This is a genomic window from Sorangium sp. So ce834 (assembly GCF_051521425.1).
Classification (GTDB): Bacteria; Myxococcota_A; Polyangia; order Polyangiales; family Polyangiaceae; genus Sorangium; species Sorangium cellulosum_D.
Genome location: NZ_CP150351.1, coordinates 2,232,734 through 2,245,484, shown reverse-complemented (window position 1 = coordinate 2,245,484; position 12,751 = coordinate 2,232,734). Strand labels below are relative to the sequence as shown.

8 protein-coding genes and 1 riboswitch are annotated in these 12,751 nt (G+C 70.4%); of the genes, 2 read left to right on the top strand and 6 right to left on the bottom strand.

The annotated features are described in order from the left end of the window. Positions 1-8: 8 nt before the first annotated feature. The 5 genes from WMF20_RS08135 to WMF20_RS08115 form a co-directional block, all read right to left on the bottom strand. The gene (locus WMF20_RS08135) at positions 9-3,098 is read right to left on the bottom strand and encodes a TonB-dependent receptor (RefSeq protein WP_437612119.1); all 3,090 of its coding nucleotides are present in this window, start codon (positions 3,096-3,098) and stop codon (positions 9-11) included. Positions 3,099-3,221: 123 nt separating this feature from the next. Further along, entirely contained in the window at positions 3,222-3,893 is a 672-nt protein-coding gene (locus tag WMF20_RS08130; protein WP_129573810.1) for a hypothetical protein, read from the bottom strand. A gap of 34 nt (positions 3,894-3,927) precedes the next feature. Beyond that, the gene (locus tag WMF20_RS08125; protein ID WP_437612116.1) at positions 3,928-4,710 is read right to left on the bottom strand and encodes a hypothetical protein; all 783 of its coding nucleotides are present in this window, start codon (positions 4,708-4,710) and stop codon (positions 3,928-3,930) included. 183 nt (positions 4,711-4,893) lie between these two features. Then, positions 4,894-6,654: a thiamine pyrophosphate-binding protein gene (locus WMF20_RS08120; RefSeq protein ID WP_437612114.1), complete on the bottom strand. Its 1,761-nt coding sequence runs from the start codon at positions 6,652-6,654 to the stop codon at positions 4,894-4,896. Between the two features lie 197 nt (positions 6,655-6,851). Further along, the gene (locus tag WMF20_RS08115; RefSeq protein WP_129573807.1) at positions 6,852-7,844 is read right to left on the bottom strand and encodes a 3-oxoacyl-ACP synthase III family protein; all 993 of its coding nucleotides are present in this window, start codon (positions 7,842-7,844) and stop codon (positions 6,852-6,854) included. Between the two features lie 549 nt (positions 7,845-8,393). Here WMF20_RS08115 and WMF20_RS08110 point away from each other — a divergent pair. Beyond that, positions 8,394-8,864 (top strand): ester cyclase, encoded by a 471-nt coding sequence (locus tag WMF20_RS08110; RefSeq protein WP_129573806.1) that lies wholly within the window; start codon positions 8,394-8,396, stop codon positions 8,862-8,864. Positions 8,865-8,936: 72 nt separating this feature from the next. Here WMF20_RS08110 and ggt read toward each other — a convergent pair whose 3' ends face one another. Further along, complete coding sequence (ggt, locus tag WMF20_RS08105; RefSeq protein WP_437612112.1) at positions 8,937-10,844, bottom strand: gamma-glutamyltransferase; 1,908 nt, start codon at positions 10,842-10,844, stop codon at positions 8,937-8,939. Positions 10,845-11,075: 231 nt separating this feature from the next. Continuing rightward, a riboswitch (SAM riboswitch) is annotated at positions 11,076-11,190 on the top strand. A gap of 37 nt (positions 11,191-11,227) precedes the next feature. Between ggt and WMF20_RS08100 the strand changes: the two genes are divergently transcribed. Further along, on the top strand, positions 11,228-12,682 hold the full coding sequence (locus tag WMF20_RS08100) for an aminotransferase class V-fold PLP-dependent enzyme (protein ID WP_437612110.1): 1,455 nt from the start codon (positions 11,228-11,230) through the stop codon (positions 12,680-12,682). The last annotated feature ends 69 nt before the right edge of the window (positions 12,683-12,751 follow it).

Sequence of the window (12,751 nt, the reverse complement as noted above, 5' to 3'; positions counted from 1 at the left end):
CGATCGCCCTAGAAGGTCACCTTGGCGCCGATCCTGAAGCTGCGCGGCGCCTGATACGCGATCGGCTTTCCGAAATTCGGGTTCTTGTTGTTCGGATCGAACGCGGACCCGTCGACGTTCTTGAGCTGGCCGAGATCGCCCTTCTTGCCGTTCTCGATCGGGAGGACGGAGGCCTGCGTGTACCGCTGGTCCAGGGCCGTCGCCGCCTGGAAGTTGAAGATGTTGAACGAGTCGACGGTGATGGTCAGGGCGCTCTCCCGGGCGAGCTGCACCCCGACGCCGACGTGGGCGTCGACGGTGTGCACCCAAGGGAGCCGCTCGCCGCTGCCGCGCGGGAGGATGTAGACCTGATCGGGGCCGTAGAGCGGGTGCGAGCCGAGGTAGCTCGTGGGCGCGCCGGAGGCGGACCGATAACTCCCGCCCACGCTGACGATCACGCCGTTCTGGAACGTGAAGTCCCTGGCGCCGAAGACCTTGAACTGGTGCCTGCGATCCCCGGGGAGCGGCCCCGTGCGGTTCGGCAGGAGCGACATCAGATCGAAGTCCGCGTTGACGTTCGGGTCGAGCTGCCCTGTCTCGGGTCGAAAGAGGCCGGCCCAGTTGCCGCGCAGGGTCGAGATCGTATAGCTCGCCTGCGCGAGCCACGCGTCGGCGAAGGTCTTCTCGGCGTGAACGGTGAACGCGTCGTAATCGCGGGCCGGCTTCGGGAAATCCTTCGCGACGCCGTAGCCGGGGTTGCCGATGAGGTACGTCCTCGCCTCGTCCCGGCTGATGTCCTCGATGACCTGGTTCTGGTAACGCTTCGTGTACTGCACCCCGACGCGCAGCTTGGGGTAAACCTCGACTTCGCCGCCGAGCACGATCTCGTCCGTCGACTGCGGCTCCAGATCCGGATCGATGCCGCCGTCGCCGCCGATGACGCGCCACTTCTGGTTCGGGCTGTAGGGGGCGCTCGTCGTGATGAGGTTCTCGTTCCGATCGCACGCGTCGCGCTGCTGCGCGACGTCCCGGGGATCGCACAGGGCCGCGTTGTGCAGGGAGAAGACCTGCCGCTCGCCGGGGAACGCGCGATCGATGATGTTGAGCGGCACGCTCTCGTAGAACCGCGCGTAGTTCGCGTACAGCTTGGAGCGGCCTGCGTGCGTGAAGTCGTAGATCACGCCGACGCGCGGCGACCACTGGTTGGGCAGGGCGATCGCCAGCTTGTCGTCGCCCCCGTAGAGCAGCTGCGCGTCGTACCGGACACCCGCGTTCAGCGTGACCTTGTCGAGGATGCTCCAGCTGTCCTGCACGAAGCCGCCGATCGTGGTCGACTTCGACACCGTCTCGAACTTGACGAGCGGCTCGGCGTCGTCGGGGTTGGCCAGGAATCCGAGCCGGCGGAAGCCGGTGTACGCCCGCCCGTCGGTGGTCTCGGCGAAGATGTTGCCGCCCGAGTGGCCGCGGGACGACCCGTAGCGCATCAGCTCCAGGTCGACGCCGGCCTTCACGATGTGGTGCCCGAGGGCGGTGAACAGGGTCGTGAGCACGGCCTTGCCCTGGTACCGGTCCAGCACGGTCTCGTTGAGCGCCCCCGGCCCGCCGCTGTAGTAGGTCGCCACGGGGCAATGCTCGGCGCTCGGCGCGCCCGCCGGCTCGCAGTCGCGCGTCGCCGCGGACGGCTCGAAATCGTTGATGGAGTGAAGCCCGGGATCGGTCCGCTGCCAGTGCACCTGCGCGACGTCGGACAGCCCCTCGCCGCTCCCGATCCTCGTGCCGTCGGAGGCGCGGACCGCGTTGTCCTCGTGGTGGACGCCGAGCGTGACGTCGAGCAGGTACGTCTTGTTCTGGAACGCCGACGACCACTTGAGGGCGGCGTCGGTGGCGCTCGCGATGTACTCGTGCGCTAGCGCGCCGAAGCTGCCGTTGATGACGTTGTTGCTCGAGCTGTTGTTGAGCTCCACGGTCCCGTCCTTCGGGTTGATGCCGAAGTTGCCGCTGCCGCCCGAGCTCGAGGGGGAGCCGTACACCGACAGCGAGACGGTGTTGTCGGGGTCGATCAGCAAGGTGAGCTTGCCGAGGTACTGGAGGCTGTGCTGGGTGGCGTAGTAGACCCGGCGCGTGCCCGGCAGCGGCTCGGTCCTGTCGAAGCGCAGCTCGCGCTCCAGCCGGTAGCTCGCCGCCGAGGGGGAGAGCCCGGCGAAGAACCAGAGCCTGTCCTTCAGGATCGGGCCCCCGAGCTGCACGCCCACGTCCCGGAGCGACGACAGCTTTGTCTCGGTCCTGATCGTGCTCGCCTCGCTCTCCGCCTGCTCCCGCGCCGCCTCGAGGATGCCGGGCGTGACGCTGAGGAACACCGCGCCGTGGACTTCGTTCGAGCCCGATCTCGTCACCGCGTCGAGGTAACCGCCGGTGGCGCGGCCGTACTCCGGCATGTAGCCGCCGGTGATCACCTTGACCTCCTTGATGAACTCCACGGACAGCGGCGTCCCGATGACGCCGAACGCCGGGTTGTTCACCGACAGGCCGTCGATCACGTACTGGTTCTCGGGCGAGGTCGTCCCGCTGATCGAGACGCCGTACTGGTCGGCGTTCGCGCCGGGCGCCACCTCGGCGAGCGCCTCGAACGAGCGGGTCGCCGCCCCCTTCGAGCCGGTGGAGATGAGCGGGACGCGGCTCGCGAACTCCGAGGTGACGCTCACGCCGGTCGCGCTGGAGCCGACGTCCACCGTCGGCGCGCTGCCGACGACGACGATCTCCTCGGCCTTCAGCGCCTCGGGGAGCAGCTCGCTGTTCACGCGGATCGTGCTGTCGACGCGCAGCTCGATGCCGCCGCGGCTGTAGGGCCGGTACGTCTCCTTGTCGAGCCGGAGCGTGTAGTCGCCCGGCGGCAGGTTCGGGATCCGGAACTGACCCGATGGATCGGTGACGACCACCTGCTCGCCCTGGAGCGCGGCGGACGTCACGGTCACGACGACGTCGGCCGCGGGCTTCTTCGTCGATGCGTCGAGGACCGTTCCGGTCAGCACGCCGGAGCCGGTGGCGAAGGCCGAGGTCGAGACCAGCACGCTGGCCGCCGCGGCCAGCCGCGCGGCCCAGACACCGCGCCTTTCATGCATGAAGTTCACAGATCTCCTATCACGGTGTGGACGCAGGCGGCCCGCCGCCGCGAGGCCGGCAGAGGCGCGCGAGGCGACGGGGCCAGCCTCGTCAATCGGGGGGATGCACCTCTCCGGACGGCGCTACAGCTTGGAGTACCGGTATTCCAGGATGGCCTTCAAATTGGCCATCTCGATTTTGTGGATGGCGTCGAAATGCGGCCAGATGTCGCCGACCCAGGCGCGGTCCGTCCGCGCGCGCGGCTTGCTGATGTAGTCGGGGAGCTCCGTCGTCGCCCGGTCGTAATACGGGTGCTTGCAATTGGTCCAGAGCACGATCGTGCCCGGCTTGCGGATGGTGGGCCTCGCGTCGATGAAGCGGAAGTAGTACCGCATCCACAGCTCGTCGCCCTGGTCCCACGCGCAGGGGTAATCGACGACGCGGCTGTCCGGGTAGGCCTCGGCGCGCACGTAGATCGACGTGTCCTTCGCGAGGTATTCCTTCCCCTTGTAGAGGCCGCCGCCGAGGTGGTGGAGGCTCCGCAGGCTGAACGTCCACTCCTCCAGGCTGTAGACGTTCGCCGCGTACTCGTACGCCATCTCGACCGGGCAATGGATGTACTCGCCGAGGTGGCAGTACTGCCCGAAGATCTCGTTGTGCGAGTACGTCTCCTTGGTGATGCCCTCGAGGTGCTTCACGCACTCCTCGATGGAGTGATCCTCGGAGACGTACAGCCCGGGGATCTCCCTGCTGGAGATCCCGTTCTTCACGAGCCCGGATCGGCTCCACGGCCCTCTATCGTCATGTGCAGTCATCGTGCTCTCCTTCGGGTTCGACATCGCGATCGAGCTAGAACGGCGCCAGCGCCACGGTGGTCTGTGCGCTCGGGAACTGGTTGAAGCTGTCGAGCACCGTAAATTCCGCGGTCGAGCCGCCGATCAAGCCCCCGAGCGCGTTCCCCGCGTTGGTCGCGAGGCTGACGTCGGCGCCGCCGAAGAGGAGGCTCGAGATGGTCGTCGCCTGCTTGACGGGGCCGTGCCAGGTGGACACCCACCAGTTGGCGACGAACGGGGCCGGGGGCGCGCCGGACGGCGCGATCGAGCCCTCGACGACAAGGCGGGGGCTGCCGGGGAACGGCACGCGCACGTAGATGTCGCTGTCGGTCAGCGAGACATCGTACTCGAGGTTCGGCACGTACTGGGCCAGGAAGCCGGCCTGAATGAGCTTGAGCGCGAGGAGCGCGTGATCGGTGTAATACCACAGCGTGTAGCTGTTGACGTCGCCGGTCCCGTCGGGGGGGACGACGAGGAGGCCTATCTGGACGACCGAGCCCGGCGTGGCCGTCCCGCCGTTCACCGAGATGCCACCGGCGTGCGCCGTCCTCACGGTGATCGGGGTGACCGGGTCCGCCTCGCCGGCGAGCACGAACTCGTCCGGGACCAGGGCTCGGGCCTCGTCGGTCGGGACGAGATCCAGGCCGACCGTCTCGACGACGTTCGTGAAATTGACGCTGAACGCCCGGATCTCCTGCTGGGCCTCGGCGGTGAGCTCGGGGTCTCCGGCGTCGACGGCGCAACCGGCGACAACGACGCAAGCAAGCGACAGAAACTTCGTGGAACCACGCGCGTACATGAAAGCCTCCTCAGGCCGCCGACTCCAGGGTCGGCGGTCATACGATGATAATGACCAACCGCGTTATCACAAGTGATCTCAGAACAAATCGACGGTTCTCAAACACGCTTGAAACAATGCATGAGTCTCCCCACGTCGAAGCCCCGAGTGCGATCGACAGCGCTGCGCGCCGGAGCGTCCGCGCTAGAGGGCGCCGAACGAAGGCGCCGAGATGGTCGGCGCGTCCGGCCCGAGGAACGGCGCGAACGGCGGGATCTCCTCGCGCTCCAGCCGGACGTCGAGCACCCCGGGCAAGAGTCGGTCGCTCTCGTGATACTCGCGCAAGCGCTCGCGCAGCTCCTCGGGCGTGGAAGCGGCGCCCACCCAGAGCCGGTCTGGAGGGGCGAGGCCGCGCGCGAGGGTCGCGAAATCGACGCCCGGGTAGCGCACGGCCTCGATCCTGGACTCGAAGAGGAGCTGCTGGCGCGTGACGCACATGCCGTGCATGGCGTTGTTGAAGACGACGAAGAGGACGGGCAGCGAGAGATCGACGGCCGTGTGCACCTCGAGGCCGAGCATCAGGAACGCTCCGTCGCCGCAGATGACCGTCGTCTGCGTCCCGGGCTCCGATCCGAGCTGCGCGCCGATGGCGCCGGCGATGGAGTAGCCCATTCCCCCCATCCCCAGCGCGATGGTCGATGTGGAGCCCGGAGGGACGGAGAGGTAGTGCATGGCCGCGGCGGCGCAATTGCCGGCGTCGAGCACGACGTGGCCCTTGGTCGGCAGGTACGCCTCCAGGATGGCCAGGGCCTGGCTCTGCAGGAGGGCGTCGGCCCTTCCGGGGCCCGGCGCGTCGCCCGGGATCGCCGGCGCCAGGCGAGGCTCGTAGAGGCTCCGCGAATACCCCTCTACCGGGGGGAACGGCGACATCGGCGTCCTCTCGAGCAGCTCGAGGAGCGCGCGGAAGGCGCGGCCGACATCCGCGTAGAGGGTGATCTCGGGCTGCAGGATGCGGTGGATCGCCTCGGGATCGACGTCGATCACCGCGAAGCGCTTGTCCTTGAAGCTCCGCTCGACCGCGGAGCGCGTCATGACGTCGAGCGTCGCGCCCGCGGCGATGATGAGGTCCGCCTCGTCGCGCAGGTACGCGTGCGCCGACGGGTGGCCCGCCGCGCCGATCGTCCCCAGGTAGAGGCGGTCGTCGTTCGGGAAATCTCCGCGGGCCGACATCGTGGTCACGACGGGGATGCCGGCCTTGCGCGCGAAGGCCTCGACGGCCGCGGCGTCGTCCGAGCGCCGCGCCCCCTGGCCGATGAGGAGCAGCGGGCGCCGCGCGCTCCGGATGGCCTCGAGCAGCGGCATCACCTCGCCGATCCCGATCGGCCGCGACCGGCAGAAGCTCGGCAGGTCTCCCGGCCAGTCGGCCGGCGGCGGGCCGACCTCCTGATCATAGAGATCCCGGGGCACGAGGAGCACGGCCGGCCCTTGCCGGCCCGACGTCGCCGCGACGACGGCGTCGCGCAGCATCGGCCAGAAGTCGTGCGGGGTCCTGACCTTCCCGACGTACTTGGAGATCGCGCGCCAGAGCTGGACCGCATCGACGCAGTTGCCGATGCCCGACGAGTCCTGGAACGCCCCCCGGCCCTCGAGCGCGGTCGGGGGCTGGCCCACGATCGCGAGCACCGGCACCGCCTCGGCGTAGGACTCGGCGATCCCGACCGCCAGGTTGAGCATCCCGCCGCCCGACGTCGCGCAGCAGACGGCCAGCCGCTTGTGCACCCTCGCCCTGCAGTCCGCCATGAACGCGGCGCCGGTCTCCGTCTTCGCCAGCACGGAGATCAGCTTTCCTCGCCCGTGTCGGTGCACGGCGTCGTGCAGGTGCTCGATGTTCGCGCCGCTCACACCAAAGAGGTATTGAACCCCCCAATCTCTGAGCGTCTGGACCAGCGCATCGGCCAATTTCATACCGCATGTCCTTTCCGTGCGTGAGGGGACGCCGCGCCCCCGGGCCCGCCGCCGGCGAGCGGGCGGGATCGCGGACGGGCGGCGTCGCGCCACGCGCGGCCTACAAACCCTTGAGTCGCCGCAATTTCCTGCGATGAGCCCTCAGCGATGAACATCGAGCCAGCACACGAGCTTCGGACACGGGTGACCTTTCGCCGCTAGTGCCAGCGCAGCACCATGGAGCTCACGAAATCGCCGCCGTTCGAGAACGTCCCGAGCGCGATGATGTCGCCGCGGCGGACGCGGCCGGTCTCGAGCGCGTCGGCCAGCGTGACCGGGATCGAGCCCTGGAACAGGTTGCCGTAGCGCGCCAGGGTGTCGTGCGTGCGCGGCGGGAGGATCCCGATCCGGGCGCGCCACTCCTTGAGGAAGGTGTCGTTCGGCTGGTGCGTGATCAGGAGGTTGACGTCGCTCGGCGACAGCCGGGCCTCTGCGAGGCACCGCTTCACGGCGTCGGGCACGAGCTGCAGCGCGTTCGCCCGGATCGCGTCGACCATGTCCTTCGAGAAGTTGACCGTGATCGGGCCGCAGCCGCGCTCCCAGTAGTTCTTGAACTGCCCGTCGACGAAGTCGGGCTCGAACCGGAACAGGCCGTAGTACTCGCCGTGGGAGCGCTCGTACCGCGCCATGATCGACGCCTCGCCCGGCATGACGAGCGTCGCCGACGCGCCGTCGCCGAGCACGGACGACCGGCGGGACTTCTGGAACTCGGGCAGCCGAGAGATGAAGTTCGTCACCGTCACCACGACGATCCGCTTGTATTGCCCGGACTCGATGAACGCGCGGGCCGCGTTGAGCCCGGACAGGAACGAGGAGCAGCTCGTGTCGATGTTGAGGATCGTCGCCTGCTTCGCGCCCACGCGGTGCTGGATCGCAGGGCCGATGCCCGGCCAGAACGTGTCCGAGAAGATGCACGAGCACACGATGAGATCGATCGTCTCCGGCCGGACGCCGGTCTTCTCCAGGAGCCGCTGGACGGCGCGCACGCCGAGGTCCTCGGACAGGTAATCCGGCGACGCGAACCGCCGCTCGTGAACTCCGCTGAAGAACGCGTTGTCCGCCAGGGCGTCCTGCGAGCTCCCGTCGGGCGGCTCGTTCACGACCCTGCGCTCCGGCATGAAGCTGACGACATCGATGATCTGCGCCTTCATAGAGCTCCGCCCTCGAATCCGATGTGTTGAAACCGCGCCGGAGAACGCGGCGCCGAAAACCTGCTATGGCGAGCAATCCGCCGCGGGGTGGCCAGCCGATGACGCTCACCCGGGCGACCGAGGACGCCGACGCCTTCGCTCAGCTCGCTCACAGCAAACAAGGAACGTGCCGCGGAGCTGGATGGCCTCTCTCTTCCCGCGCCGATTCGTGATCCGCCCTTCGTGCCAGCTCCTCGGGCCGCGATGCCGCGAGATGACGACGGACATGCAGGTGTAAATGAATTTCGTTAAATCGTGTTAAGCCGACTGACTGCTGCTGCAGCAACACTCCTACTGATTGTCTGCTGCTGCGTCAGCAGCCGGTCCCGGCGACGGCCCCCGTCCGATTGCTGCTATCACGACGGCTGGACGTGCGCCTCGATCGGGCACGCCGCCGGGCAGCGCGCTGGCAGGAGGGCGGGGCGACCGCTGGCGTGCGCATTGCCAGCCGGCACGGTCTTGCTGTCGGGGACGAGATCCGCCGACCCACACGGGAAAGAAGGGGCCAGCATGGTGAACGTTGTTGCCGTCGATCCGATTGCTCCTGCCAGCGCCGCGGCGTCGGCCGCCGAGGCCGAGCGCGAGGTTGTGCTGACGTTCTACCGAGCGTTCAGCGAGCGACGTCCTGAGCTCATCGACGAGGCGGTGACCCAGGACTGGGAGGATATCCCGCTGCCCCCCGGTCACGGCCGGGGCCCGGAGAGCGTCAAGCCCATCCTGCGCGCCTTCTTCGAGGCCTTCCCCGACGTGCACATCGCGGTGCTGGACATCCTCCAGGAGCCGGGCCGGGTCGCGGTGCGGTCGCTCCTCACGGGGACCCACCGCGGCACCTTCATGGGGGTGGCGCCGACCGGGAAGGAGATCAGCGTCGCGTGCCACGATTTCCACGCGCTGCAGAACGGCCGGATCGCGCGGACGTGGCACCTCGAAGACTGGTTCACGGCGCTCGCGCAGATCGGCGCCTGGCCGCCGGCGCGGTGAGCTCACCCTCCCTCGTCGCGCGCGGCGCGGCCGCTGGCCCGGGCTCCCCGCGCCGACGGGCGCGCGCCGCGCCTACCGCGGCTGCTCGACCATCGCGCTCCCGCCGTGACGTCGGACCGGCTCGGCGACCGCGGTCACGGTGCCGTCGCCGTGGAAGCGGAGGGCCGTGGCCGCGCCGATCTCGCCGCCCAGCGTGGCCGCGTCGGAGAGGGCGTGGCCCAGGGACGCGAGCCCCTCGGCCTCGGGGGCGCTCAGGAACGCCGTCTCCGCGTCGGTCGATCCGTCGCCGGAGTTGCGCTGCGAGAGTCGCGGCGCCGCGAGCGCCTCGTCGATGGGCAGGCCGAGGTCGATGTGATTGACGAGGATCTGCAGCACCGTGGTGATGATCGTGGACCCGCCCGGAGAGCCGAGCGCGAGCGCGGGCTTGCCGTCCTTGAGGACGATCGTCGGGCTCATGCTGCTGCGCGGGCGCTTGCCCGGCTCGGCCACGTTGGGGTGCGGCGCGCTCGGGTCGGGCGGGATGGTGAAGTCCGTGAGCTCGTTGTTCAGCAAGAAGCCGTAGCCGGGGACCACGATTCCATTGCCGCCCTCGTACTCGATGGTGCACGTATACGACACGATGTTGCCGGCGGCGTCGCTGACGGTGATGTGGGTCGTCTCGTTGTCGCCCGCGTCCTTCGGGCCAGCGCTCCCGCCCTCCGCCTTCCGGGCGCGGCCCGGCGCGGGGCTCGGATCGCTCTGGAACGCGTAGGGGTCGCCCGGCTCCGCCGCGGCGGAGGGCGCCGCCGCGAGGTCGATCTGGGCGCGCCGTGCATCGGCGTAGTCCTTCGAGAGCAGCCCCTTCACGGGGGCGTCCACGAACTCCGGATCGCCGAGGAAGGCGCCGCGATCGGCGAAGGCGAGCCGCGAGGCGCCGAGGTAGCGGTGGAGCACCTCGACCGGCGTGAGGGGCGCCATGTCGTAGCCCTCGAGCAGGTCGAGCGCCTCCGCGACCGCGATCCCGCCGCTGCTCGGGAGGCCGACGCCGTAGATGGCGTAATCCCGGTACGTGGTCGAGAGCGCCGGGCGGACGCGGGTCTCGTAGTCCCGGAGGTCGGAGAGCTCCAGCACCCCGGCGCGGACGTCGAGCGCGCTCCCGGGCTCGACCGGAGGCTCTTTCACCGCGGCGACGATGGCCGCGGCGACCTGTCCTTCATAGAAGGCCTTCTCGCCGCCCTCGGCGATGAGGCGGTAGGTGGCGGCGAGATCCGGGTTCTTGAAGAGGGCGCCGACGGGCCACGGCTTTGCGTCGGGCCCGAGGAAGAGCGCCTTCGTGCTCGTGATCGCCTGGAAGCGCGAGAGGTTGCGCCCGGTCTGCTCGAAGAAGGTCTCGTCGACGTCGAACCCCGCTTCCGCGACCTGGATGGCCCGCTGGAGCACGTCCCCGAGCCCGAGGGTGCCATAACGGCGGAGCGCGTCGCTCCAGCCCCGCACGGTGCCGGGCACGCCGACCGAGAGGCCGCTGGTGACGAGCTCGTCGAACGGCACCGGGGCGCCGCCTTCGTAATAGAGCCGCGCCTCGAGCCGCGACGGCGCCGTCTCGCGGTGATCGAGGGCGATCACCTCGTCCCCGTCGGCGAGGTAGATGAGCATGAAGCCGCCGCCGCCGATGCCGCAGGAGAACGGATCGGTCACGCCCAGCACGCCCGCCGCGGCGACCGCGGCGTCGACGGCGTTGCCGCCTCGCTTCAGGACCTCGATGGCGGCCAGCGTGCCGCGGAGATCGACCGTCGCCGCCGCCCCGCGCCGCCCGGTCGCCGTCGGCGCGATCTTCGGGAGCTGGGCGAAGGGATCGCCCTCGGCGCCGCCCCCGGAGGCGTCCGGCACCGCGCCCGCGTCGCCCGGCGCGGCGCCGCCGGCGCCGATCGGAGCGAGCTTTTCGTTCGGGCTGCAGGAGGCGCAGAGGAGGAGGAGACCGACGAGGGGAGTGGTGTTCTTCATGGCTTCTCTCGCGAAGCGCTCCGGGCGCGGGGCGCGCCGGGGCGTCTGCCTCACGCGGCGACATCGGCCGTGAGGGTCTGTTCAGGAGCAGCGATGTGGATTTCGCCGTCTCCCGGAAAATCACAATGCAATCGCCGTACCGGCGCCCGCGGCCGGCCCGCGCTCGAGCGGACCGCTGCGATGTCGCGCAGGCCCTTGCCACATGGCGGCCATCGGGGTACTGTCTCGGCAGGTCATGAGCGCCAGCGCGTAGCCCCGGCTCGCTGGCCGACAACCCTCCGAACCGCGGTGGGGTGTCCCGGGTGAAGACCTGGCCGGCCGCATGAGCGGCAGGCAAGCGCGGACTCTGGTCGCCCGGAGTCTCCCTGGACTCGTGAGGTGATATGTCGATCGCTTACGTCGTGGACTCGCGTCCTGATGCGGCCGCGCCGTCGCCGCTGGCCGCCGGCGCTCTCCCTTTGCCCGTCGTCGGCGCGGACCTGTCCGTGCCGCTCGTCACGGGCGAGCAGGTGGGCTACGTGAACCTCGATTACGCGGCGAGCGCCCCGTGCCTCCGCTCGGTGCTCGATGCGGTCGCGGCGCTGCTCCCCTGGTACAGCAGCGTGCATCGCGGCGCGGGGTTCGCGTCCACGGTCACGACCGAGCTCTACGCCGCCGCCCGCCAGGCGGTGGGCGACTTCGTCGGAGCGCGCGTCGACGACACGGTGGTGTTCACGAGGAACACGACCGACGCGCTCAACCTGCTCGCCGCCGCGCTGCCCGAGGACACGACGGTGGTGACCTTCGCCTCGGAGCACCACGCGAACCAGCTGCCCTGGCGGCGCGGCCGCTCCGTGGTCCTCCCGGTGCCGGCGAGCGCGGACGAGGCGATCGCGCGGGCCGACGACGCCCTGCGCGGCGCGCCCTCGCGCCACCGGCTGCTCGCCGTGACGGGGGCCAGCAATGTCACGGGGGAGCTGTGGCCGCTCTCGGAGCTCGCCGCGGTCGCCCACCGCCGCGGGGCGCGGCTCTCCGTGGATGCGGCCCAGCTCGCGCCCCACCGCGCGATCGAGATGGCGGCGATCGGGGCCGACTACCTCGCGCTGTCCGGGCACAAGCTCTATGCCCCCTTCGGCGGCGGCGTGCTCGTGGGCCGCGGGGACTGGCTCGACGCCGCGCGCCCGTACCTCGCCGGCGGGGGCGCCGTCCGGCGCGTCACGCTCGACGGGGTCGAATGGGCGAGCGGCGCGCCCCGCCACGAGGCCGGCACGCCCAACGTCGTCGGCGCGGTGTCGCTGGCCGCGGCGTGCCGCGCGCTCGCCGAGGTCGGCATGCCCGCCGTGGCGGCGCACGAGGCCGGCCTGCTCGACCGCGTCACGCGCGGGCTCGGCGCCGTGCCGGGGGTCGAGCGGCTCGAGATGTGGGGCCCCGCGAGCCCGCGTATCGGCGTCGTGACGTTCCAGGTGCGGGGCTTCCACCCCGGCGTGGTCGCCGCCGCGCTGAGCGCCGAGCACGGCATCGGCGTCCGCGACGGCTCGTTCTGCGCGCACCCGCTCATGAGCGCGCTCGCCGGGGCGCGCGCGCCCGAGGCGCCGGGCGGCGCGGCGGTGCCCGGCGCGGTGCGGGTGAGCTTCGGTGTCGGCACCAGCATCGCGGACATCGATCGATTCCTCGGCGCGATTGCCGATCTCGTCGCCCGGGGTCCCCGCGCTCGCTATCGCCTCGACGCCGGGCGGTACGTCCCCGAGCCGGATCCGCGCCCCCGCCCTGCGCTGGCCGGGCTCCTCGCCGGGGGCACGGCCGGCGCCCTGCAGGGGCTCCTGGCGAGCCACCTGGCGCCGTGCCAGTCGCCGGTTTGAGGCCGGCGACGCCCCGACGGACATCCCGTGCTTTCTCCGGGCCGGCGCGGCCCGGCGAGGGATTCGCGA

Excerpts from the sequence above, each read along its gene's own strand:
- WMF20_RS08100 (WP_437612110.1), top strand. The coding sequence starts at position 11,228 with ATGTCGATCGCTTACGTCGTGGACTCGCGTCCTGATGCGGCCGCGCCG.
- WMF20_RS08120 (WP_437612114.1), bottom strand. The coding sequence starts at position 6,654 with ATGAAATTGGCCGATGCGCTGGTCCAGACGCTCAGAGATTGGGGGGTT.
- WMF20_RS08125 (WP_437612116.1), bottom strand. The coding sequence starts at position 4,710 with ATGTACGCGCGTGGTTCCACGAAGTTTCTGTCGCTTGCTTGCGTCGTT.
- ggt (WP_437612112.1), bottom strand. The coding sequence starts at position 10,844 with ATGAAGAACACCACTCCCCTCGTCGGTCTCCTCCTCCTCTGCGCCTCC.
- WMF20_RS08115 (WP_129573807.1), bottom strand. The coding sequence starts at position 7,844 with ATGAAGGCGCAGATCATCGATGTCGTCAGCTTCATGCCGGAGCGCAGG.
- WMF20_RS08135 (WP_437612119.1), bottom strand. The coding sequence starts at position 3,098 with ATGCATGAAAGGCGCGGTGTCTGGGCCGCGCGGCTGGCCGCGGCGGCC.
- WMF20_RS08130 (WP_129573810.1), bottom strand. The coding sequence starts at position 3,893 with ATGACTGCACATGACGATAGAGGGCCGTGGAGCCGATCCGGGCTCGTG.
- WMF20_RS08110 (WP_129573806.1), top strand. The coding sequence starts at position 8,394 with ATGGTGAACGTTGTTGCCGTCGATCCGATTGCTCCTGCCAGCGCCGCG.